At 46.0% G+C, this 23,219-nt stretch carries 18 protein-coding genes; 15 read left to right on the top strand and 3 right to left on the bottom strand.

The window, feature by feature from the left end; all coding sequences use genetic code 11:
• The first annotated feature begins 471 nt into the window (after positions 1-471).
• From A3EU_RS0120205 to A3EU_RS0120170, 8 genes are all read left to right on the top strand, one after another.
• Positions 472-1,635, top strand: coding sequence for a DegT/DnrJ/EryC1/StrS family aminotransferase (locus A3EU_RS0120205; RefSeq protein ID WP_071596867.1), 1,164 nt, complete (start codon positions 472-474; stop codon positions 1,633-1,635).
• A 294-nt stretch (positions 1,636-1,929) separates the two neighbouring features.
• Positions 1,930-3,588, top strand: a complete 1,659-nt coding sequence (locus A3EU_RS31195; protein WP_020538018.1) for a hypothetical protein — start codon at positions 1,930-1,932, stop codon at positions 3,586-3,588.
• A 16-nt stretch (positions 3,589-3,604) separates the two neighbouring features.
• Complete coding sequence (locus A3EU_RS31190) at positions 3,605-5,518, top strand: polysaccharide biosynthesis protein (RefSeq protein ID WP_020538017.1); 1,914 nt, start codon at positions 3,605-3,607, stop codon at positions 5,516-5,518.
• A gap of 220 nt (positions 5,519-5,738) precedes the next feature.
• Positions 5,739-6,134, top strand: a complete 396-nt coding sequence (locus A3EU_RS0120190; RefSeq protein ID WP_044086254.1) for an NUDIX domain-containing protein — start codon at positions 5,739-5,741, stop codon at positions 6,132-6,134.
• Between the two features lie 2 nt (positions 6,135-6,136).
• Positions 6,137-7,270 (top strand): glycosyltransferase family 4 protein, encoded by a 1,134-nt coding sequence (locus tag A3EU_RS0120185; RefSeq protein ID WP_342670967.1) that lies wholly within the window; start codon positions 6,137-6,139, stop codon positions 7,268-7,270.
• A 3-nt stretch (positions 7,271-7,273) separates the two neighbouring features.
• Positions 7,274-8,560 carry a glycosyltransferase family protein gene (locus A3EU_RS0120180; RefSeq protein ID WP_020538014.1) on the top strand — a complete coding sequence of 429 codons (1,287 nt, stop codon included), beginning with the start codon at positions 7,274-7,276 and terminating at the stop codon, positions 8,558-8,560.
• 114 nt (positions 8,561-8,674) lie between these two features.
• A complete protein-coding gene (locus tag A3EU_RS0120175) occupies positions 8,675-8,962 on the top strand; it encodes a hypothetical protein (protein ID WP_020538013.1) in 288 nt (95 codons plus the stop codon).
• A gap of 344 nt (positions 8,963-9,306) precedes the next feature.
• Positions 9,307-10,386 carry a mannose-1-phosphate guanylyltransferase gene (locus A3EU_RS0120170; protein ID WP_020538012.1) on the top strand — a complete coding sequence of 360 codons (1,080 nt, stop codon included), beginning with the start codon at positions 9,307-9,309 and terminating at the stop codon, positions 10,384-10,386.
• Positions 10,387-10,889: 503 nt separating this feature from the next.
• Here the strand turns inward: A3EU_RS0120170 and A3EU_RS0120165 are convergent.
• Both A3EU_RS0120165 and A3EU_RS0120160 read right to left on the bottom strand, forming a co-directional pair.
• A complete protein-coding gene (locus A3EU_RS0120165; RefSeq protein WP_425412719.1) occupies positions 10,890-12,512 on the bottom strand; it encodes a tetratricopeptide repeat protein in 1,623 nt (540 codons plus the stop codon).
• Positions 12,513-12,754: 242 nt separating this feature from the next.
• Positions 12,755-13,657, bottom strand: coding sequence for an ion transporter (locus A3EU_RS0120160; protein ID WP_020538010.1), 903 nt, complete (start codon positions 13,655-13,657; stop codon positions 12,755-12,757).
• Positions 13,658-13,874: 217 nt separating this feature from the next.
• Between A3EU_RS0120160 and A3EU_RS0120155 the strand changes: the two genes are divergently transcribed.
• The 5 genes from A3EU_RS0120155 to A3EU_RS0120135 all read left to right on the top strand — a co-directional run bounded on the left by A3EU_RS0120155 (position 13,875) and on the right by A3EU_RS0120135 (position 18,723).
• Positions 13,875-14,636, top strand: a complete 762-nt coding sequence (locus A3EU_RS0120155) for a LytR/AlgR family response regulator transcription factor (RefSeq protein WP_020538009.1) — start codon at positions 13,875-13,877, stop codon at positions 14,634-14,636.
• 196 nt (positions 14,637-14,832) lie between these two features.
• Positions 14,833-14,979 carry a hypothetical protein gene (locus tag A3EU_RS34345; RefSeq protein ID WP_020538008.1) on the top strand — a complete coding sequence of 49 codons (147 nt, stop codon included), beginning with the start codon at positions 14,833-14,835 and terminating at the stop codon, positions 14,977-14,979.
• A gap of 328 nt (positions 14,980-15,307) precedes the next feature.
• A complete protein-coding gene (locus A3EU_RS0120145; protein ID WP_020538007.1) occupies positions 15,308-17,230 on the top strand; it encodes a histidine kinase in 1,923 nt (640 codons plus the stop codon).
• 152 nt (positions 17,231-17,382) lie between these two features.
• A complete protein-coding gene (locus A3EU_RS0120140) occupies positions 17,383-17,976 on the top strand; it encodes an outer membrane beta-barrel protein (RefSeq protein WP_020538006.1) in 594 nt (197 codons plus the stop codon).
• 285 nt (positions 17,977-18,261) lie between these two features.
• The gene (locus A3EU_RS0120135) at positions 18,262-18,723 is read left to right on the top strand and encodes a hypothetical protein (RefSeq protein WP_020538005.1); all 462 of its coding nucleotides are present in this window, start codon (positions 18,262-18,264) and stop codon (positions 18,721-18,723) included.
• Here A3EU_RS0120135 and A3EU_RS0120130 read toward each other — a convergent pair.
• Positions 18,691-19,155, bottom strand: coding sequence for an NUDIX domain-containing protein (locus A3EU_RS0120130; protein ID WP_020538004.1), 465 nt, complete (start codon positions 19,153-19,155; stop codon positions 18,691-18,693). The two genes, A3EU_RS0120135 and A3EU_RS0120130, sit on opposite strands and share 33 nt — an antisense overlap.
• A 272-nt stretch (positions 19,156-19,427) precedes the next feature.
• Between A3EU_RS0120130 and A3EU_RS0120125 the strand changes: the two genes are divergently transcribed.
• Together A3EU_RS0120125 and A3EU_RS0120120 are read left to right on the top strand one after the other, a co-directional pair.
• Positions 19,428-20,516, top strand: a complete 1,089-nt coding sequence (locus A3EU_RS0120125; RefSeq protein ID WP_020538003.1) for a PLP-dependent cysteine synthase family protein — start codon at positions 19,428-19,430, stop codon at positions 20,514-20,516.
• A 168-nt stretch (positions 20,517-20,684) separates the two neighbouring features.
• Positions 20,685-23,189, top strand: coding sequence for a TonB-dependent receptor (locus A3EU_RS0120120; RefSeq protein WP_044086249.1), 2,505 nt, complete (start codon positions 20,685-20,687; stop codon positions 23,187-23,189).
• Positions 23,190-23,219: the final 30 nt, after the last annotated feature.

The raw sequence follows: 23,219 nt of genomic DNA, 5'->3' as shown, positions 1-23,219 counted from the left end.
CCCTGTTTCTACAAAAAAAAACCTCCTTTTCAGGGAGGAGTTGGGCAAAAGTTAATCACCCCTTAAATCGCCCCCAAAATTCTCCCTCCGCGAGGGAGATGTCCACAGGACAGAGGGAGCCCAGCCCATAAACCCGTAGTAAATCACTCCCTAAAATTACGACACCTCGACCCCTGTTTCTACAAAAAAGCCCCTCCTTACCAGGGAGGAGTTGGGCAAAAGTTAATCACCCCTAAAATCGCCCCCAAAACTCTCCCTCCGCGAGGGAGATGTCCACAGGACAGAGGGAGCCCAGTCCATAAACCCGTAGCAAATCACTCCCTAAAATTACGACACCTCACCCCTGTTTCTACAAAAAAGCCCCTCCTTTCCAGGGAGGAGTTGGGCAAAAGTTAATCACCCCTTAAATCGCTCCCAAAATTCTCCCTCCGCGAGGGAGATGTCCGCTAGGACAGAGGGAGCTCCTCCACCATGAACCAACCTAAAATATGGCTCTCCTCCCCCCACATGTCGGGGCGCGAGGAAGTCTACGTAGCCGAAGCTTTTGCGACCAATTGGATCGCCCCGCTGGGCCCCCATGTCAACGCCTTTGAGGAAGTGTTGGCCCAAAAAGTAGGCGTCGCTCACGCTGCTGCACTCAGCAGTGGCACATCGGCGATTCACCTAGCACTCATCCTGCTAGATGTAGGTTTGGGCGATGTCGTCTTATGTCAGAGTATGACCTTCTCGGCATCCGCCAACCCTATCAAATACCAGGGCGCTGAACCCGTCTTTATCGACTCGGAAGCAGATACCTTTAACATGGATCCGCAGGCGCTCGAAATGGCCATCGTAGATCAACGGGCGAAGGGTAAGCAAGTCAAAGCAATTATTCCGGTGCACCTGTACGGGCTTCCTGCCAAAATGAACGAAATCATGGCTATCGCCGAAAAATACAGTATTCCTGTTGTCGAAGATGCAGCCGAAGCCCTCGGAGCTAGTTTGAACGGTCGCCCTTGTGGAAGCTTTGGCAAATTGGGCATCCTCAGCTTCAATGGCAATAAGATTATCACTACCAGTGGGGGAGGAGCCTTGGTGGGGAATGATGAAGCCCTCATCGCCAAATCTCGCTTTCTGGCTACCCAGGCTCGTGATAATGCACCCCACTATCAACATTCTCACGTGGGCTACAACTACCGCCTTAGTAATGTTTTGGCTGGTATTGGTCGTGGCCAAATGGAGGTCCTCGACGAGCGGGTCGCCCAGCGCCGCGCCAACTTCGAGCGTTACTGCACCTACTTCGAGCAATGGAACGAGCAAGGCTTTAATATCCAATTCCAGGAAGAGCAAGCAGGCATGTTCAGCAACCGCTGGCTCACTTGCATCCTCGTTGATCCTGCGAAAAACAAGGGCCTCACTCGCGAAACCATCCGCCTCGCGCTAGAAGCCGATAACATCGAAGCCCGCCCCCTCTGGAAACCCATGCATCTGCAGCCCGTCTTCGCAGATTGTGATTATTACGGTGGTACTACTGCCGAGCACCTCTTCGACATTGGTCTCTGCCTCCCCAGCGGTTCCAACCTCACCGAGGAAGACTTCGAGCGCATCTTTGCCAGTCTAGAGAAGGTGTTGGGGTCGTGTTGCGCAGCTAGCTAGTATGATCCTGTTTGCGACTAGGTACTTGTTTGTTCGAGGGCAGTCCCACCTCCGCCCTGCGGGCACCTCCTCTAGAGGAGGACATTGTTTAGGGTTGTAGCCCTGTTTGCGGTTTAAGGTGTTGTTTCTTCTAGCGCCATCAAATGTGTCCCTCTGGAGGGACCGATCCACAGGGTCGAGGGAGGGCAGCCCTTGCGGCGACGGGCTGTCCACCCCCGACCTTCGGCCACCCCCGCGAGCAGGGGACATGAGCGGGCCGTGGCCCGAGCGATCCACTAAAAAATTAAAAAAATCATGGAATCAAAAAATAACGCCCACGGAGTTCATTCCCAGCGGACGTCCTTGCGCGTGTTTACGCTGGTCGTATTAACCCTCTGCCTGCAAAGCCCCCTCTCCGCCCAGTTTTCTACCATCCAACTCAATCAAGCAGAACGGGCCTGGTACGAGAATGACCTACTGCGCAGTGAGCACAACATCCACACCGCTATCTTGCCCTGGCGCACCACCGAGGTGAGCTCCTACAGCCGCAAAAGCGAATTGCTACCCGATACCATTACCAAAGTACCCGGTTTCAACAACTGGTTTGACCGCAAAGCTTTTCAAGAAAACCTTTTCTCTTTTCAAGGAGAAGACTATTGGCTGACTATCAACCCTGCCGTTCATTTTGAATACGGGCAGGAGAGCGAATCACCAGATTACGAAACCACCTACCGCAACAGCCGTGGTCTCCGCATCGAAGGGCAATTGGGCAAGCGGTTTACCTTCTATACCTCTTTGGTCGAAAGCCAAGCCCGCTTTGCGGCGCACGTCAACCAGCAGGCGGGAACAAGCAGGGTCGTACCGGGCTACTGGCTACGGAAAGGCTTTCGTGATTTCGCCTCGGATTTCGCTTACGCTTCCGGAGAAATTGCCTACACTCCTGCAAAATTTTTCCATTTACGCCTGGGGCGTGGCAAGCAGTTTCTGGGCGAAGGCTACCGCTCGATGTTGATGTCTGATAATAGCGTCAACTATCCTTTCTTTCGTATAGAGACGACTGTGGGTAGAATCAAATATGTCAACCTTTGGGCGATCATGAATGATATTCGGCCAGAGGTGGAGCTAGCCGACGAGGTTTTTGCCCGTAAGTATCTCTCCATGCATTACCTGAGTGTCAATATAGGCCAACGCTGGAACTTGGGGTTGTTCGAAGGAATCATGTGGGGGGATGAGTTAAATCGCTATGGTTTTGATGCTAACTTTCTTAACCCAGTCATCCTTTACCGACCGGTAGAATTCTCTGTTGGAGCCAATGGCGGCAATACCCTCATGGGAATCAATACCAGTTACCAGTTCAACCGGGGTATCAAAGCTTACGGGCAGGTGGCCATTGATGAATTTACCTTTTCAGAAATTCGCGACTGGACAAACGGCCCCTGGCGGAACATGCTGGCCTGGCAATTGGGCGTAAAATGGGGCGATGCACTAGGTATTCGCAACCTGTTTTTGCGAGCCGAATACAACTCCGCTCGCCCACATACCTATAGTCACCGCGATGTGCTCACCAATTGGGGGCATTACAACCAACCTTTAGCTCATCCACTTGGTGCCAACTTTAGAGAAATATTGATCCAAACGAATTACCGAAAAGGGCGTTGGCAGGGCCAGGCTGCGGTGCATACGGCCTTGCTAGGCCGTGATGAAAACAAAGAAGCCAACTGGGGTGGTAATATTTATAAGTCCTTTAATGTTCGCTCGGCGGATACCGGGCTGTTTCCAGGTAGTGGTGTAGAAAGCCAACTCCTTTACTGGCGGGCAGAAATTGCGTACCTTGCTAACCCTGTTTACAACCTACGCTTGCAACTAGGTATTCAAAGCCGCACGGAAGATGAACCTGCACTGGGCTTGCCCAATAGCCAGCACATTTATTTTGGCTTGAGTACCAACATGTACGAATTGTATCAGGACTATTAGTGATCAGAATCCCCCCATGAAGTTCAATTCCCAAAAATCAATTTTAGGCGCTAACCCAATTGCCGGTTACGTCACCAAGCTATTTATCTTTGGTGTAGATATGGTATATGCGCTTATTGCCATTACCATTGCTCTTTTACTGACCGGGGACTTTGAGTTTGAACGCCTCAATCTCTTACTCACCTGGGGACCGGTGTTGTTATTGGCATTTCGAGCAATTTCCTTTATTGTTTTTCGAACCTATCTGCTGATCGTTCGCTATGTAGGCGAGAAAGATTACAAAAGTGTTTTTTATGCCGCCAGCCTTTCTTCGGCGATTTTCTTTTTGTTACTCAAGTTTTTGGCCACACCATTTAAGCCCAAGGAGGTATTACCCATCGTTTTAGTCGATTACTTCGTGCTGCTACTTCTGGCAGGCGGTTCGCGAATTGTTCTACGCCTATTGTTTGATCGCCTCAGGTTGCAAGGTGCCAATCGACTGAATACCGCCATTTTTGGTGCCGGAGAACTTGGAGCTATGCTACATAATGTACTCAAACAGAATACGACCCACAATTACCGGGTTACTGCTTTTTTTGATGATAACCCCAGGGTACACAAAAAATACCTCAACGGCGTTCGGATTTTTAATCCTGAAAAATCGTTTGCAGCGGTTGTCAAAAAGTACAATATTAAGTACGCCATCATTGGGATCAATGGGCTGCCAGAGACTCGCAGAGTAGCGTTCATCAACGAATGCCTGGAGCATCAGGTCAAAGTCATGAAGGTTCCTCCAACGGAAAACTGGTTGAATAGCAAACTGGACTTGGGGCAGCTTCGCAAAATTCGTTTTGAAGATCTACTCAGCCGTCCTGCTATCGAATTGGACCAGAAAGGTATTCGGGAAAGTATCCAGGGAAAGGTTGTTTTGGTAACAGGCTGTGCAGGGTCTATTGGTAGTGAAATTGTCAGGCAGTTATTGCCCTATGAACCGGGATTGTTGATTGGGGTAGATCAGGCAGAAACGCCTTTGGCACAATTGGAATTGAGTTTGAAAACTGCTGTAAAGAATAAACGGTTCCTTCCCGTTATCGGCGATGTGCGAAACAAGGGGATGTTAGAGCAACTTTTTGGAAAGTATCAACCGGAATACGTTTTTCATGCAGCTGCGTATAAACACGTACCGATCATGGAGCATTTTCCAGCAGAGGCAATACGTACCAATGTAATGGGAACAATGAACCTGGCGGATTTAGCAGTGAAACATCAGGTGCAAAAGTTCGTCATGGTCTCTACAGACAAAGCGGTCAACCCCAGCAATGTCATGGGCGCTTCCAAGCGGATTGCCGAAATCTATGTCCAGGCGCTCAGTAGCAGGGGCGATCACCATACCCAGTTTATTACCACTCGTTTTGGGAACGTTTTGGGGTCGAATGGTTCCGTGATTCCGATTTTCAAAAAACAAATCGAACATGGGCAAGCTGTAACCGTCACACATCCGGAGGTTACCCGATTCTTTATGACCATCCCCGAAGCTTGCCAGCTAGTGCTGGAAGCCGGAGCGATGGGTAAAGGCAGCGAGATTTTTATTTTTGATATGGGAGAACCTGTTAAGATTATTGATCTCGCCCATAAGATGATACAGATGGCTGGGCTAGTCCCAGGAGAGGATATTGAAATTCGCTTTACAGGTTTGCGGCCCGGCGAAAAGCTTTACGAAGAGCTGCTCGACGATGGTGAAGGTGTTATTGCCACTCACCACCCCAAGATTCAAAAAGCAGCAGTGAGGGCTAATGATTATCACGAAATAGAAACCGAGATGGCTGCCCTAGTAAAACTAATGGACCAAAATGATGTATTGCTCCTCGTGGGTAAAATGAAAGATATTGTTCCTGAGTTTTCTAGCCTTAATTCAAAATTTTCGGTGCTGGATAACAGCGAAATAAGCTAATTAAGAAGAGAGTGTTTATAAAAGTGTGTCCAATAATTTTAAATAATCTACAACCTATTGGTATGCAAAGAGGAAAAACCTCTTTGTCTTTGCGCCTTTGTACGAAACACACTTTAGGGTACACTTTTCAAAAGGTGCTCTCTGTATGAAGCTACCCCTAAAAAAACTCTACTTGAGAACGATTGGCCGCTGGTTGACCTCTGATCTCTTTGCTTACAGAATGCCTGTTTCCGTCAAGGGAATTTGTTTTATTGATGGCAAAGTTGTTTTGTTGAAAAATGAACGCAATGAATGGGATTTACCAGGTGGAAAAATAGGGCGAAGAGAAGGGGTTAAAACAGCCTTGAAACGGGAAATAAAAGAAGAATTGGGAATTGAAGTACAGGTGGAAGAGCTGTTGGAAGTGTTTACGGCAAGGGTGAATCATCAGGTAAATGTGTTAATTGTCTTATATTTGTGTACAACAAATGCTGTATTAAAAGACCTACAGATAAGCCAGGAGAGCTTTGAAATTGGCTGCTTTTCCTACGAGCAATTGTTTGATTTAAACTTAGGATCAAAATACCTCTATCATCTAGAAAAATTGTTGACACCAGCAAGTAGTAAAGAAGTTTAGCCATCAAGCCCACCATTCTTCTCGTCTCTAATTCCGCCTTTAATATCCTGCATTTTCGTAAGAGTTTATGGAGGATGCTCCTGCACGAAGGGTATGATGTTGTTGCACTGGCACCCGGCGATGGCAAAGAAAAACTGCTAGAAGCAGCAGGCCTACGATTTGTCGACTTGCCCAGTCTACAGCAATATGGCAACGGCCCGGTCAGTGATGTTTTGTTATACCGGACTTTGGTAAGGAAATATCGGGAATTACAGCCCGATCTCATTCTGCATTTTACCATCAAGCCTAATATTTATGGCAGTATAGCCGCGAAAAAAGTAGACATTCCTTCTATAGCTACGATCACAGGCTTGGGAACAACCTGGCTGAATGGGGTATTGCTGAGAAAGATTACTCAAGCCCTCTATCGCTTTAGCTTACCTACGTCTAATGTCATCGTTGGGCAAAATGCTCACGATCTTGAGGCACTGCAAAAAATCGGTGTAAAAGCGAAGGAGTGGCAATTGATTCCCGGCTCGGGAATTGATATGAATGAGTTTGCTCCCAATGACCTGGGGGCACCCTACCTTGCCAAGCATTTCCTGTTCTTGGGCAGAATGTTAATTGATAAAGGACTGGAAGAATTGTTTAATGCCTGGCATCAGATTCATCATCTTTTGCCCGATGCCCACCTTCATTTGGTCGGAGAGCTTGATCGCCAGCACCCACGTTGTATTCCTGAAAAAATATGGAAGGCTGGCATTGATCTTCCCCGTGTAGCCTACCATGGTTATCAAGAGAACGTTCGGAAATATATTGGTCGTAGCCAAGTAGTTATTTTACCTAGCTATCGAGAGGGGATCCCTCGTAGTTTGTTGGAATCTATGTCGATGGGCAAGCCTATTATTGCTACAGATGTTCCGGGGTGCAGGGAGTTGGCGGTTCCTCGAAAGACGGGCTGGCGAGTTCCTGCGCGCTCGTCGGCAGCTTTGGCCGAAGCGATCCTGCAAGCTTCTCGCAGCAAGCCAGAGGAATTGTCTCAACTGGGAAGCAATGGCCGGAAATTGGTTCGAGAAGGCTACAGTGAGGCGATTGTTGCGCAGCAGTATCTAGAGATTATTCAAGATTTATTGGAAAAGAATAAGGCACAACAATAACCTATGCACTTCCTTCTCCTAGCATATAAATACCCCCCTGTTAGCCACCCCGGCAGCTTGCGGTGGTATCATATCTCTATGCAATTGGCCAAAAGAGGGATTCCCTATTCTGTGCAAACCTCAGCCAATCAGTCGATCTTTCCCCAGGATGCTGATCTTACAATAGGCGCTCCTGTAGATATCAAATTGATTCCCACCAGAGACCTTCGGACAAGAAGGGCGGCTCATCGTCAGCAGGCAGGACATTTAGCGATAAGCGAAAAAAGTAGCAAGAGTCACACCTTCTTTCGCTCCCTTTATCACGCCTATCCTTTCATTCTTTTCACAGGAGATGGGGGCTATACTTATTTGCGTGAAAGCTACCGCGCCGCTGCAAAGCTCATCGAGCAAGAAGAGATAACCCACCTCTTCAGTTCCTTCCGCCCTTGGGCCGACCATCTGGTGGCGTACCGTCTGAAGAAACGTTTCCCTCACCTCGTTTGGATCGCAGATTTTCGCGACCTGCCCGTTGACCCCGTAAGGAAAGATGTTTGGTGGCCGCGCTTGCAAACTTGGTGGCAGAAACGCTTACTCAAACGAGCCGATGTAGTGACCACCGTTTCTGATGGGCTGGCAAAGCGCTTGCGCAATGATCACCAGGAGGTAACCGTCGTACGGAATGGTTTGGCCAGTTTACCTAACGGTTTTCTCACTGCACCAGCCTCACCGCATTTTACTATCACCTATACGGGGTCTTTGTATCCTGGCTTGCAATCAGCAGAGCCGCTACTGCGGTTATTGCGCGAACTCATCAATGAGGGCGAGCTCAACCCTGCTCACCTTGAACTGCACTACGCAGGAAAAGATGGCGTCCTCTGGCAAGAATGGGCCTCTCGCCACACCCTCGGCTACCTAAGCACCAATCACGGAATAGTACCGCTGGCGCAAGCGCGGGAAATGCAAAGCAATAGCCAACTTAATTTACTACTGTCTTGGTCTGCCAAAGATTATGGTGGCATCATGACCGCTAAACTGGGCAGCTACCTGTCTGCAGGTCGCCCCATTATTACCCTCCTTCACGGCCCGCCCGATCCTGAACTCAGCCAGGTAGTTGAACAAACCGGGGCGGGTTTTGTCTACGCTAGCTCAAACCCTGAAAGCGCTGAACAACTACGCACTTTTCTCCTCCATGCCTACCGCACCTGGGCCTTCTCCGGTGCCCTTCCCTGGCGAATTGATCCCCACAAGCTTCAACCTTATACCTGGGAAAACCAGATGGATACATTTTTAGATAAACTCTCTTCCATGTAAAGGCAAGAGAGGTAAAGTGAATGATAGGTTTTGTTTATGATGTCATTAAAAACTATAAATAAAAACCTATGAATCATTTGTGCCATCTTTGTGTTGTTATAAAAAACAATAGCCATGCAAGATCAGCAAATTACTTTAATCAACAGCACTTACGGCCCCGAGCAAGCGCGCGAAGTGTTATGTTCTTTACTCAATGATAAAATCAGATTTCTGAACCATCAGATACTCAGTACCTTCGAAAGGTTTGGTAGCGATACCTCCCATTTGAAAAAACGCCTGACAGAAATTAAGACGGAAAGGGATCAATTGGTAAGCCAGCTTAAAGCACTCTCCAACGACGAGTATTTGCTGGAGATTGATTGTCAGATCAACATCAAAGTGACTACACCTGAAATGGCGTAGCGCCTATATTTGTTATACTAGAAGAGAGGAAGGGCTCGTTCGCAAGAACAGCCCTTTTTAAATTCGGAAAGCGGAAGTCAGAAGTCGGAATTATCTGGGCACACGTTTTCTCAGAGGGGTGTTTTACCATTTCTAAGCAGTCTCGATCTCAAAACATTTCCGACTTTGAAAAGTGTAAAAGTTGGGTAAGTGTAAGCGTTTAAGGGTTGGAAGTTTGCCACAAGTATCATCAACTACTTCCGACTTCCGCTTTCCCACCTCCGACTTCCGCTTTCCCACTTCCGACTTCAAAAAATCCTCCTTACCTTAGGGGCTAACATTTATCAAAGTATTTATTCTCCTTCATGCAAGATCAACACACTTACGTAGCAATTATGGCGGGTGGTGTCGGTTCCCGTTTTTGGCCAGCCAGCCGGGAAGAACGCCCCAAGCAATTTTTAGATATCTTGGGTACTGGTAAAAGCCTATTGAGGCTTACTTTCGAGCGCTTTCTTAATCTTACTTCCGCAGAGCGTATTTTTATTGTTACCAATGCACAGTACAAAGCGCAGGTGTTGGAGCACCTCCCCGAGTTGACGGAGAATCAGATATTGTGCGAACCTTCTCGCAACAATACAGCACCTTGCGTAGCCTATACAGCATTCAAGCTTCACCAGCTTGATCCTGATGCAAACCTGGTGATTGCACCCAGTGATGCCCTCATTAACAACGAGCCCCTCTTCGTTGATAACATCCGCAAAGCATTGTCCTTTACGGCCGAAAATGATGCATTGGTTACTTTGGGTATTGCTCCGGATAGCCCGCATACAGGCTATGGCTATATCCAGTTTAGTCAGGGCGCGGATGGTGTTTATCCCGTAAAACGGTTCACCGAAAAACCTAAATTAGAAGTTGCTCGTGAGTTCCTTGCCAGCGGTGATTATCTTTGGAATGCCGGCATTTTTGTCTGGCGTGCTGCTACCGTTCTGGAAGCTTTTAATACCTACGCTCCGGAAATCACCAAGCTGTTGGGGCAAAACCTCGCGTGCTACAACACGGATCAGGAGCAGGCCTTTATCGATGAAGTCTATCCTCAGACGCCCAAGATTTCTGTCGATTACGCGATCATGGAAAAAGCGACCAATGTCTTTACTATTCCTGCCCAGTTTGGTTGGAGTGACCTCGGTGCCTGGGGTAGTCTCCACCAGGAAATGAAACAGGATGAAGATGGAAATGCCACTCAAGGCAAAGCCATCCTCTTGCATGATACCNACAATACCCTGGTACGGATCACTGGCAACAAGCTGGCCGTAGTTGCAGGCCTTGATGATTATATTATCGTCGACGAAGGCGATGTCTTAATGATCTGCCCAAAGTCCCGCGAACAGGAAATTAAAATGCTCCGCACCCAAGTAGGCGAGGTGTTTGGCCCAGACTTTTTATAAGAGCTTGCCCTGGAATTTTCCGAATAAGCTCTAAGTCAATTTTATTTGGGGCCATGCCTTCGTGCCTCGGCACCAGGCCATCCGTTCGTACCTTCGGTTCCACTGCTGTCCTTTGTCCGTGGTTTCCGGTGGAGGATCGGAATACCCCGCGCTCCAGGCTCCGTCTTGCGCATTGGTAGGCTCCATCTTCCATTTCAAGCAATGAGCTCATACACGATAGGTAGGACAGCGTTTGTCAGGTTTAGAACGACCCCCAAAGAGGGCATTTCCTTTTTTGGGGACTTATCCAGTAAGGCATTCTCTGATACGCAAGAGCAAGAATCTAAAACTCATAAATAAAGGTCACCCCGCACACTCCGCACTCCGCACCCCGCACTAAAAAGTTACCACCCAACCCACGTCCGGGCTGAAGCCCAGACTACACTCCGCACCCCGTACTAAAAACCGGGACACCCCAAAAAAACCATCAACCAACAACCAACAACCATCAACCATCAACCACCTCACACCCTAAACCTGATCATCATATCACTCTGTAACATTCGAACAGCCACCTTCTCACCGGCGTGAACATCTCTGGTCTCAGGAAAACAGAACAGTGCCTGCCCCCAGTGCTCTAGCTCTCCGTTAGGCCGTGAAGACATGGTGATTTCCTCATCAAGCTTTAGGTCAAACCAAAAAACAACGGCGTGCATAGTGCCGCTTTTCTGAATAGGGAATTCGAGCAACGTTTCTCGTGGTTGGTCATCAGGGACGGCAGGAGGAAGCTGGTAAAAATCTATCGTCATTAAAGGAATGACCGGCGAAAGCTCTTGGTAATTTTCTGCCTTGAGGATGATTCTAAAATACTCATCCGGAATACGAAACTGTTCAAAAGGAGACAGGTCAAAACCAGCGATCTCCCTTACGGGGGAAATCCTGCTTCGGAATGGGATTTCAATGAGCTGGCCATGTAGCTGAAGCCCTGCCGGGATGAGTTTAACTTCCGGTTTTGCCAGATTATGAACAGCATGTCGGATCGATGGCAAGACGCCTTCTCCTAAGGCTCCTACATCCAGAATCTCTGAAATGATCAAGTCCACCTTTTCTTTTATTTCTTTCCCTACTTTTAATTGAGTCGACTTTTTAGAGAAAAGGTTGATTTGTTTATCGTATCCATTGAGGTTGATAATTTCATCGGCAGTAGCGGCCAGGCGTTCATTCATTTCGCAAGCAATCACTCGTTCTGCACCTGCCCGAGCAGCCATCATAGACAATAGACCAGAGCCTGTGCCGATATCCAATACGCTGGTATCCGGGGTTACGACTTTTTCTATAGCAGCTTGATAGGCATTATTCCGTTCGCTATCAGCAAGCATCTCAAAATGCCAATAGGGCAGTTTACTGCTCATCAGCCGCCGGAAGTTACTGAGAGCCCCAGGGTCTCCAGGGCTAATGTCCAAAGCTCTTCGATAAAACTGTTCGGCTTGATCGTTGCGGCCAAGTTCCTTGTTAGCATTACCAAGTAAGATGTTGATATTTAGGTCCTCAGGGTGTAGAGAATAAGCTTTTTCTAATGTCTTAAGTCCATCTTCATTTTTACCAAGGTCGAGATAAAATTTGCCAAGTAGGGCGTAGCCCATAAAGTGATCGGGGTGGGCCTGGATGGTGCGCTGAAAAACCTCCGTAGCTATAGTTGTTTGACCATTGTCGGCCAATAAGTTGCCGAGTGTGGTAAGTGTCAGGAGGTCATTAGGCGCAACCAGGAGTGCTTGCTCGTAGGTTTGTTGAGCCGCTTCTGTTTTTTGCAGATAACTGTAAACGGCACCCAGCGTATGGTAGGCTTGGAGAAAATTGGGCTGTTGTCCGATAATCTCTTGCAAAATGGCTATTGCCTCCGGAAATTGTTGGGTCTCCAGGAGCANATTGGCCAGATTATACCCAATGTCGGGGCGTTGAGGGGCAAACTGAGCAGCTTGTCGAATAGCACTAATTGCTTCTTCAGTCTGCCCATTTTGTTGATAGGCGATACCCAGGTTTAAATAGGCATCGGGGTTAGTACTATTAAGTTGAAGAGCTTGCTGAATTATCTCAATACTTGCGGCTATTTGGCCACCGGCGAGTAAGACGCCACCTAAGGTTACCATAATGCCGTCGTGGTCAGGCATTTCTACAAGAATGATCCGTAAAAGCTGTTCTGCTTCTCCCAGTTCTCCGGTTTGGTAGGCAGTCATTGCCCGCTGGAATACAGCTTCGGCATCAAAAGATTTGGGTTCCATGGTATGGGACTAGTGTTTTTAAAAAATGGAAGATAAGGAAGGGAAGCCGAAAGTATTGCAAGCATACACGAGAATGAAGGAAAGGGCCTTGCCGGGGTTAGTCAGCAAACCTAAAACATTGAGGATTCCTCATCATCATTTTCAATTTTAGGTAAATTGAGGATATTACCGCAGTATTTGCAGTATTCAGCGTCGTCATCGTGGCCTTCCTGACCGCAATAACGGCATGCTTGAGTATTGTTGCGGTTGTCACGCGCTTGCTTGATCAATTCACCCGTAACAATGCCGGTAGGTACAGCAATGATCGCATAACCTAGTACCATGACTATAGCGGAAAGCATCTTTCCTACGGCAGTAAGGGGAGTAATATCACCATAACCTACGGTTGTCAGGGTTACAATAGCCCAATAAATAGAGCTGGGTATATTGGAGAAACCCTGGTTGGTACCACCTTCGATCAAGTACATAATGGCTCCGAGGATAGTGACCAAGATGGAAATGAAGAAGAGGAACACCGTGATTTTGGTAAAACTGGCCCGCAATGCAGAGGCAATGTATTGTCCTTCGGAAAGAAAATGCCCAAGTTTGAGTATCCTGAATATTCGCATGAGCCGTAAAGCCCGAATAACCAGAAAAGCTTGCGCTCCACCAAAGAAAAAAGCGATATAAGTAGGCAGTATCGCTAGCAGGTCAATAACGCCAAAAAAACTGCGGGCATATTTCCAGGGATTGTAAACTGCCCACAAACGAAGAACGTATTCTATCGTGAAAATGACGGTCAGTACCCACTCGATGATAATCAGGATCTTTTTGTGATTGGCCTGGAAGTTGTCAATACTTTCCAGCATGACCATCAGAATACTTAGGACAATGAGTATTAGTAGAGCAATATCAAAGACCTTGCCCACAGGGGTGTCCGCTTCGAAAATGATTTCGTGCAACTTCTCCCGTGTCGGGTTAATATGTGGCGGATGTTCTGGTTTACGCTTTGGTTTGCTCTGCGGTTTACTCATGCACTGACTGTTTTCAAAGCCAAAAATAATACTTACATTTGTTTTTATACCCAATCCACTTCGTAATGGGTATATCTGGCCGTTGACTCAATGTAAGCGATTAGGCCAAGCATACCAAGAGAAACTACCACTATATATACTTACCTACTTATCTTATTCCTGTTCACTCAGCGTAATATTTAGCGCTGATGGAAGCGGAAACCAAAAACTAGTAAACGTGATCAAAGCTGTTATCATTGAAGATGAGATCAATGGATTAAACAACCTGAAGAGTCTCTTGGCAGAACATTGTGAAGAAGTCGAAATTATTGGCACTGCGGGGTCAGTAGAAGAGGGATACAAGTTGCTTTCTAATTCCCGAATCAAGCCCGATGTCGCTTTTTTGGACATTAGCTTGCCGGATGGCTTGGTATTTCAACTGTTAAACCGCCTGAAGCCAGTATCTTTTGATGTTATTTTTGTCACGGCTTATGAAGATTATGCTATTAAGGCTTGTGAGTACAGCTCGATTGGTTATGTAATGAAACCAATTGATCCTGATACCTTGGTAGAAGCGGTAGAACGTATTCACCCCGACAAGCAAAACGAGATCGATAAACGTCTGGATATCTTCCAGAACTACATGAATAACCCGAATGCTTTTACAAAAATGAGCATTTCGGCCCTGGATGGTATCTATTTTGTCAATATCAAAGATGTCGTTCGTTTTGAAGCAGAAGATAATTATACGCATATCTTCCTCAATGGTGGAGAAAAAATTACGGCCTCTAAAACGATCAAGGCATATGAAGATATGCTGGTACCCTTCAATTTCTACCGGGTACACAAAAGGCATGTGATCAACCTCAACTTCATGCGTAAGTTTGTCAAAGGAGACGGAGGCTATTTAATCATGGATGATGATATAAAAATTGAGGTTTCCCGCCGCCGCCGCCCTGCTTTTATGGAGCAGATGAAACGCCTGCAGAATGGTTTGTAAGCTGCTGGCTAAGGCAGTATTACGGTTGTGTTAATATTGGTATGCTAATTATTTATCTTCGAATCCATTGATGATCCGGTAGTTAAGAAGCAGGGAGAGGTAGGTTAGGTCGATTATTTTAACTATCTTTATTCCTGCTTAGTGCATTGAGAGGCACTAGAATACATTGAAAACGTTTTTCCTTAAATCGAGAACCATGGCCAAAGACAAGAACTCTGGCATTGATAAGCTCAAAAAGGATAAGGATTTAAAACCATTGCCAAAAAAGGAAATGACCAAGTTCAAAGGCGGCCGTAAAAAGCGGCGTTGGAACAAAGGTTGTGGCGGCATTTTGCCTCAGTAGTTTTACCGTAGTGGTCTCCCTTAACTTTGCTGTGATTATCGTCAGCAGACTACAAAAGATTAATAAACAGGATTGCACGCTTAACAGCGTTGTAGTCCTGTTTTTATTTCCCTCAATCTTTGTATCTTCGCTGGGTTATATCGAATAAGTGTTAAGTTCCATCCCTTCTGAAAAAATCATGTGATCATGTGGTGAAATACCCCATCCCTTATTCTTACCACATAGGATACAGAAAATTAACAGGCCTTTGGGGGATAAAAATGCCCCAATTCTATGCGATTATGGTTTAAAATACCATTCTCCCACTCAACCAAACTATGTGACCCTTATGTTTGCGGCATCTGAAAGAATAGCTATCCAACCAGGCTTGTGGGAGCAAAAACTTGCTCAACAAGAAGATCCTCTCCAACGATTAGCGATCATTGATCAGCTGGCAGGGCATTATGCATACACCAATGTATTACGGGCCCAGCAATTATTACTGGAACAGTGGAATTTACTTCAGCAACATGAAGTAGAAGACTTTATGTTTCGTTATTTTCTTAATAAGATGGTAGTCCAAAATCAGCTGTATGATTTTACAGGTGCCGCAGAAACGGCCAGCCAAGGAATAAAATACCTGGAGGCGGCTGGCTCTGTCAAACAGCTCACTGAACTACAGATTGAATATGCAGGTATCTCTATCAACCTCAATGATCTAGATGCAGCAGAGCGCTTTTTACAGAAAGCGTTGAAAATGTTGAAAAACTTCCCAGATCAGCAGCTGCATTCTCGGATTGCCTGTCGGCGGGGTTACTTGTATCTGCACGCTGGCAACCACGCTATAGCAACAGAGCAATTCCTCAACGCTGTTTCTATGCTGGAAATAAAAGAGGAAGCGCTTCCTTTGCGGGATGAATATTTTCGCTCGTTGGCATTTGCCGGACTAGGCCAGGTTTATGAACATAATGAAGAATACGAAAAAAGTGTTCGGGCATTTCTCCAGGTGGTAGATTTGTGTGAAAGATTGGGAATGTCAAATCGATTGGCTTGGCATTATCTCAACGTTGGTCGGGCTTATCTTGGGCTGGGCGAAATTGCTCCCGCCAAGGATTTTCTCCAAAAAGTTATCGATACTCGTGATGACCTCAGTTTAGAAGCTCGTGCCAGCGCCTACGCCAATCTGGGCTTTTGCACTTTTGAAGAAGGCGATTTTACGGCAGCCCTGGAATTGTTGCATCGTGCCGAACACCTACATCGTGAACTCAATCCCAATGATTCCAGTAACCTTTGTGTTATCGCTTCTTGGCGAGGGCGTATTGAAATGGAACAGGAAAACTATGTTGCTGCCCAAACCTCTTTCACGGAGGCATTAGGCTACGCTGAAGCAGAGGAAGATTACAAAATGCTGGCAGAGGTGCACAGTGATTTTGCCAGTCTCTATGCTGAAACGGAAGATTACCGATTGGCTTATGAATACCAATTAGATCACGATCGTTTTCTGGAGGTATACCACGAAGATCAGGATCGAAGGCAGCAACAAGAACTGGAAATGAAATACCAGGCTGCTCGAAAACAACAAGAGACAGAGTTGCTAGAGTTGAAAGCTACCCGCTTGCAACTGAAAGCCTTACGCGCCCAAATGAACCCGCATTTTATTTACAATGCGCTCAACTCGATACAGCATTTTATCACTTCTAATAAAGGAGCCATTGCTTCTCGTTATCTCGCCAAGTTTGCAAAGTTGATGAGGCAGAGCCTCGATTATTCTGATGAAGAAAGCATCTCTCTAGAAAAGGAAATAGAGTTTTTACAAGATTACCTCTACATCAATGAAAAGCTGCGCTTTGAAGACCGGCTTTCTTATCGTGTAATTGTTGATGATGATTTGGAGGAAGACATTCTTGGGGTACCCACTATGATTGTACAGCCTTATGTAGAGAATGCCCTGGAGCACGGCCTGCGCTCCCGTAAAGATGGCTTGATCACCGTCCAGTTTAAATTATGGGATGATGATACCATTTGCTGTACAGTCGAAGACAATGGAATCGGTCGTGAAAAAGCGCTGGCCCAGCAGCAAAACGACCCAAATCGGCAAAACTATCGCTCTCGCGGTACCCAGATTACAGAGAAAAGACTAGAGTTATTACGGAGAACTAAAAAGCAGGAAGTATCGGTGCGTACCATCGACCTCTACGACGAAAGTACTGGCATTGCTGCCGGTACTCGCGTCGAGATAATGATTCCGATAGTGGAGATTCAGGTGAAATAGCTTAATTCAACTTTAACTTTTCCTTCACACGACTTTCTTAGGGGGGCTCGTTTATTACCCACATCATCTATTTGAAACCAATCGGGAACCAGAAGTAGAGGCAACCTCTGCTTTTTGTTTGTAGCGTTCCCAACACCAAAATGTCCAAGAAAATGAAAACATTGAAATTTGTAGCCCTGTTCCTGAGTTTGTTTTTTGTTACCCAATCCCTGATGGCTCAGGTAACCGTATCCCCTAAAGTGGGCGTCAATTTATCCGCACTGGACGCTAAATTGAATGATTTTGAAGCAGAAGCTCGTACCGGATGGCATGCCGGGCTTGATTTTCGGATCGGCGATGGCGTATTATTCCTTAACCCTGGTGTACAATATCAAAGCTATACTGCACGGTTGATGCAGGATATCAATGAGGATACAGAAGTCAATTTTTCTGAAGAAACAACGATTCAGAGTATTAAAGCACCTTTGAATATAGGTATTCGAGTGACAGGAGATAACGGTTTGTTAGGTCTACACCTAAAAGGAGGCATTGTGCCTACTTATGTTATGGGAGTGAAAGAGGTAAATAACTTTGACTTCTCGACAGATGAGCTCAATCGCCTTACCTGGGGCGCTAACATGGGCGTAGGAATTGATATCCTGTTTTTTACTGCTGACCTTACTTATGAAAAAGGGCTGACCGATTTTTTTGCTGGCAGTGAAGGCAAAAACAATGTACTCAGTCTGAGTGTAGGCTTGAAGTTCTAGTAATTGTTTAAGAATATGCCATTTCCCAAACAGGTTATTGGCGTTCAGTGTGTTGTCGCTCCCCGAGTATTTTCAGACGAAAATACTCGGGGAGTACTATTTTAAGCCTTCTATTTCTAAATAGATTGTTAAAGTTGAGGTAGTTGTCTTAATAATAATAACCAAAAGTAAGGTATCGCAGAACAAAATGTATACCTTTAAGATACCCGATTTTTGTAAAAAACAGATAGGTAATGTCTAGCACCAGTTTAGTGGTGGATATGACCTATCATACAATTCAGTATTATGGAAAAGCTATTTGTACTTACCGTATTGTTACTGACTATGTGCTCGGCGACGTTGGTCGCTCAGTGTAATTCTAAAAAAGCACTTTCTAGTCCCGCCTTTTTTCAACAGGATCCATCTGCAAAAGCTTCGATGATTGCTGCTGCTGATGAAACAATTGAAGAGCGGATAGATCCGAGTACAGGAGAAACTTATTACGTTCGCCAGTATTCCAGCCCTTGGAGTGGTGAAAAAGGTTATCACCTTTTGACGTTTGACCCCCGTTTAGAGCAATTTGTGGAACGCCAGGACTATGCAGTGCATGGAGACCAGGAAGAGAGCAAAGGAAGCCAAACTGCTGGTTGCCAAGAACAGGGAGATAGCACTAACCTTCAGCAACGCAAATTATTGCCTGATCAAACGGCTCCTTCTAATAAGCAACCCCGTAGATCATCTCGTGTTAAGTTGGCCGCGTACTTTTGATTCCGACTTTTTACTCATTTCGGAATAGAAGATGCCCTTGCGATAACATTTGAGCACCTGCTGAATGGTAGGTGTCAGATTTGTTGGCAGGCGATCGAGATCAAACCAGTGAGCAGCTTTAAACTTTTCTTTCTCACGAGCTCTTAATTTACCTTCCCAGCGAGAGGCTTTAAAGAATAAACCAATACGGTGTTCGTTCTTGGAACGCTTGTGCATGACGTGTACGAGCGTAAGGTCTTTTTGCTCTAAAGTAATGCCAGCTTCCTCTTTACTTTCCCTGATAAGACACTGTTGGGCAAACTCTTCTGCTTCAACGGTACCTCCTACAAGGGTGTAATTACCACCGTTGGGCTTGGTTTGTTTAAGTAACAAAATGCGGCCGTGATCATAAAGAATAACCCTGGCTTTGATAACTGTTTTTACGGTGGGCATGGAAAATAAAGTTTGTGATCGGGCTAATTTTCACCGAGCTTATTAGTTTTGCAGCAGAAACCACGATTAGGTTTCGGAATAACGAAGCAATATCGATTTATTTTCTGTAATGATTCGAGCAATTTCTATTATCTTTCGCTAAAGATTTAGAATAGCAATGCCTTTACTCACTGGCTGATCATTCTTAGAAAGAACATTGTGGGTAAGGATCTTGTTCTGTTTTTTGCCCAGGGTTGGTTAATCAGCCCATTGCTTGATAAAATAAAGCGCCTATGCATCACGAAAATGTAGTAGCAACTATTGGGAATACCCCTTTGATTAAGTTAACAAACATTACTCAAGGAATTGTCCCCGCCAATGTTTACGCTAAGGTCGAAGCCTTTAACCCTGGCCAATCTGCCAAAGATCGGGTCGCAAGATACATGATCGAACAAGCGGAAGCTAAAGGGATACTTAAATCCGGTGGAACCGTTATTGAGGCGACCAGCGGAAATACCGGTTACAGTCTGGCAATGGTGTCGGCACTTAAAGGCTACCGTTGTGTACTTACTGTAACGAGTAAAGCTGGTCAGGAAAAATTAGCCTTGTTGCGTAGCCTTGGCGCAGAGGTGGTCATCTGTCCGGCAGATGTTGCTCCTGAAGACCCTCGTTCTTATTATTCACGTGCAGAGCAACTGGAAAGAGATATTCCTAATTCCGTTTATCTCCGGCAGAATTGGAATAAGAACAACCAGCTAGCCCATTACCACTCTACCGGGCCTGAAATTTGGGAACAGACAGCGGGAAAAATTACTCATTATATTTGTTGCGCTGGTACGGGCGGCACCCTCTCGGGAACGGCTCAGTACCTCAAAGAAATGAATCCCAATATCAGAATTATTGGGGTAGATGCTTATGGATCGGTACTTAAGAAGTACTGGGAAACGGGCGTTTTCGATAAAAATGAAATCTATTCCTATAAAGTTGAAGGACTGGGGAAGACGATTATTCCTGATAATGTTGACTTTGATGTCATTGATGATTTTATCAAAGTTACCGATCGCAATAGCGCATTGCGTGCACGTGCATTGGCCCGTAGAGAAGGCCTGATGGTAGGGTACTCGAGTGGATCAGCAATGGATGCGGTCTTTAAATTACGGCATCAGCTGAAGCCATCGGATGTCGTCGTCGTACTTTTTCCTGACCATGGTAGTCGGTACTTGGGTAAGATTTACAATGATGAGTGGATGAAACAACAAGGTTTTCTTTCTCCACAAGGCGAGGATGTCAACCCTTACAGTTACCATCACATGAAGCGAGTATACCGCGTTTACCGACGTAAGTATGGCCGGTATATCCGCAAAACTTTACTGATGGATTAAGACGAGGTTCCTAATGATCTGTTAACCCCCTTTTGGTAGCGAACAAAGCTACGGAAAGGGGGTTTCTAATTGGTTGTCGTTTGAAGGAGGAAATTTTAGTTAGTAAGGAAAAAATCCAGACTATCAAAGGTCTAATACGGATATCAATATTAATCACTCGAAGACTAGATGATGAAAACACTTACATTTTGGCTTACAGGCTTACTTTTATTACCCTTGTTTGTATTTGCTCAACCTCCTGGTGGCCGTCCGGGCGGAGGTCGGCCTGGTGGCGGGCCACAACTGGAATTGGCAGATGGCACTGGTGCAGTATTGGGCCGTGTAGCCGATGAACAAACAGAAGAAGCCATCCTTTTAGCCAATGTGTTGGTGTACCAAGGAGGGACTACTGATCTGATAACTGGAACCACAACGGATGAGCGTGGATTATTTGTGATCAAGGACTTGCCTTACGGGGACTATGATTTGGAAATCAGCTATTTGGGCTACGCAAGTTTTAAACAGACTGGTATCCAGCTAAATGCGGAGCAGCGAATGGGGCGGCTTGGTCAAGTATTACTTGGCGCCGGTGCCAACAACCTGGATGAAATCGAAGTGACTGCCGAGCGAGCAGCTGTAGAATTTGGTCTGGATCGTAAAGTGTTCAATGTAGAACAAGATATCGCCAGCAGTGGTGGTACCGCAGAAGACCTTCTACGTAATATTCCTTCTGTTACGGTTGACTTGGATGGTAATATCAGCTTGAGAGGGAGTTCCAATATTCGGATTCTTATCAATGGCAAACCTTCGGCATTGACCGGACTTGATCGGCAGGGCTTTCTACAGCAGCTTGCTGCCGGAACCATTGAGAGTATCGAAGTTCTCACCAATCCTTCCGCAAAATACGATCCCGAAGGGATGGGAGGTATCATTAATATCATAACCAAACAGCAAAATAAACAAGGTTTTAATATCCAAACGTCTATTAATATCGGTACCAACGATAAATACAATGGCAATGTAAACCTTAATTATCGGGTAGGTAAGTTTAACATCCAGACCGGTTATAGTTATAACAATGATGATCGCTGGTTCCAAGGGATGCTCTACCGTACAACGATGACTACTGATACGACTTGGATACAGGATCAAGACATTAGAGGAGATCGAAACCGCTTGAGCCATACCTTTCAGGGGGGCGTAGAGTATTTTGTGGGCCCACGTAGCAGTATCTCTCTGCGTGGTAATTATTCAGATCGTTCTGGTGAGAATACCTCCAACAGAGACAACCTGTTTTTAGGAGGGAACGATGAATTTCTGTACCGTAGCTTGCGTCGAGAGGTAGGTGCCGAAACCAGCGACTCTTGGGAACTGAACCTTGATTATCGCCAACGCTTTCGCGAAAAAGGCCGGGAGTTAACGCTCAGTGCTCAACATTCTGAACAGGAGGAAATGGAGAATGAGAATTTCTTTGAAGACTTCTTTGCCGAAGATGGTTCCATTTTTGATATGGATCGGCAGTTGAATCCACAGCCGCAGGGGAATGATGTGTGGTTGTTTCAAGGAGATTATACACACCCCCTTAGTGAGAGTACGACGCTTGAAACAGGTAGCCGTGTTACCCTGCGTGGGGTTTCAATAGACAACCAGTTATTTGACTTTGACCCTGCCGTTAATGATTTTGTCTTCTTGGAAAGCTTTAGTAATTTCTTTAGCTACCAGGAAGATGTCTATGCTGCATACGGAATATTGAAAGGCAGTTTTGGTGACAATTGGGAATGGCAAGCTGGCTTGAGAGCTGAACAAACCTATACGAGTGCGGAGTTGATTGAACCGACTAAGGAAGTATACCCTAACGATTATTTTAGTCTCTTCCCCAGCGCGTTTTTAACCTATCAGTTGAGTGATCGTTCAAGTGTACAGCTCAATTATAGTCGACGAATTAATCGCCCCCGTTTTCGGTCATTGAATCCCTTTATTGACTTTGGTGATCCTCTTAATCCTCGCGGTGGAAACCCGTTTCTATTGCCGGAGTATACCAATAGTTATGAGTTTAATTACCTGCGTAGTTCAGAGAAGGGGTCTGTTACCTTAGGGGGATACTGGCGAGAAACGACCGATATGATTACACGTATCATTATCCCCGACCCAGCTACAGGTGTAAACCTTCGGACCTCGACCAACCTCGCTAGTGGGCGTAATTACGGGGTAGAAGTAATCGGAACGATTCGCCCTGTAGATAAGTTGCAACTTGTTATCAGTGGTAATGGCTATCGCACTGAAGTCGACAGCGATGACCTAGAGTCGGATCTTGACGCGGCAGGTTATCAGTTTTCAGGAAGGATGCAGGCGAGCTATACGCTGTTCAAGGACCTTGGTGTACAACTTACAGGCTTCTATCGTTCTGCCGGGGTGCGCCCGCAAGGCGAGATGAGAGCTTTTGGTTCTGTTGATTTAGGTTTTCGGCAGAAGGTTCTAAAAGGAAAAGGGACTATTACTTTGCGGGCTTCTGATTTGTTTAAAACGCGTAAATTTAGCTTCCTGACTATTTCTGAAGGTATTACCTCTGACGCAACCTACCAGCGAGAAAGTCGAATCGTTTATTTGGGCTTCAATTACAGTCTGCGCCAAGATAAGCGCCAACGAAGCCGAGGTGACCGTGAAGGAGGTGGTATGGATGATGATGATTTTTAGAGTTATTTTCAAGCTTAGCTTACGCAACGA

Origin of the sequence: Lewinella cohaerens DSM 23179, from assembly GCF_000379805.1 — a bacterium.
In the GTDB taxonomy this organism is placed as follows: domain Bacteria; phylum Bacteroidota; class Bacteroidia; order Chitinophagales; family Saprospiraceae; genus Lewinella; species Lewinella cohaerens.
Note: the sequence above shows the minus strand (reverse complement) of the source record. Positions and strands in the feature narration are given on the sequence as shown.

Coding starts and splice junctions, on each gene's coding strand:
- A3EU_RS0120120 (WP_044086249.1), top strand. CDS start 20,685: ATGATGAAAACACTTACATTTTGGCTTACAGGCTTACTTTTATTACCC.
- A3EU_RS31190 (WP_020538017.1), top strand. CDS start 3,605: ATGAAGTTCAATTCCCAAAAATCAATTTTAGGCGCTAACCCAATTGCC.
- A3EU_RS0120140 (WP_020538006.1), top strand. CDS start 17,383: ATGAAAACATTGAAATTTGTAGCCCTGTTCCTGAGTTTGTTTTTTGTT.
- A3EU_RS0120145 (WP_020538007.1), top strand. CDS start 15,308: ATGTTTGCGGCATCTGAAAGAATAGCTATCCAACCAGGCTTGTGGGAG.
- A3EU_RS0120180 (WP_020538014.1), top strand. CDS start 7,274: ATGCACTTCCTTCTCCTAGCATATAAATACCCCCCTGTTAGCCACCCC.
- A3EU_RS0120175 (WP_020538013.1), top strand. CDS start 8,675: ATGCAAGATCAGCAAATTACTTTAATCAACAGCACTTACGGCCCCGAG.
- A3EU_RS0120190 (WP_044086254.1), top strand. CDS start 5,739: ATGCCTGTTTCCGTCAAGGGAATTTGTTTTATTGATGGCAAAGTTGTT.
- A3EU_RS0120135 (WP_020538005.1), top strand. CDS start 18,262: ATGGAAAAGCTATTTGTACTTACCGTATTGTTACTGACTATGTGCTCG.
- A3EU_RS31195 (WP_020538018.1), top strand. CDS start 1,930: ATGGAATCAAAAAATAACGCCCACGGAGTTCATTCCCAGCGGACGTCC.
- A3EU_RS34345 (WP_020538008.1), top strand. CDS start 14,833: ATGGCCAAAGACAAGAACTCTGGCATTGATAAGCTCAAAAAGGATAAG.
- A3EU_RS0120205 (WP_071596867.1), top strand. CDS start 472: ATGAACCAACCTAAAATATGGCTCTCCTCCCCCCACATGTCGGGGCGC.
- A3EU_RS0120125 (WP_020538003.1), top strand. CDS start 19,428: ATGCATCACGAAAATGTAGTAGCAACTATTGGGAATACCCCTTTGATT.
- A3EU_RS0120130 (WP_020538004.1), bottom strand. CDS start 19,155: ATGCCCACCGTAAAAACAGTTATCAAAGCCAGGGTTATTCTTTATGAT.
- A3EU_RS0120160 (WP_020538010.1), bottom strand. CDS start 13,657: ATGAGTAAACCGCAGAGCAAACCAAAGCGTAAACCAGAACATCCGCCA.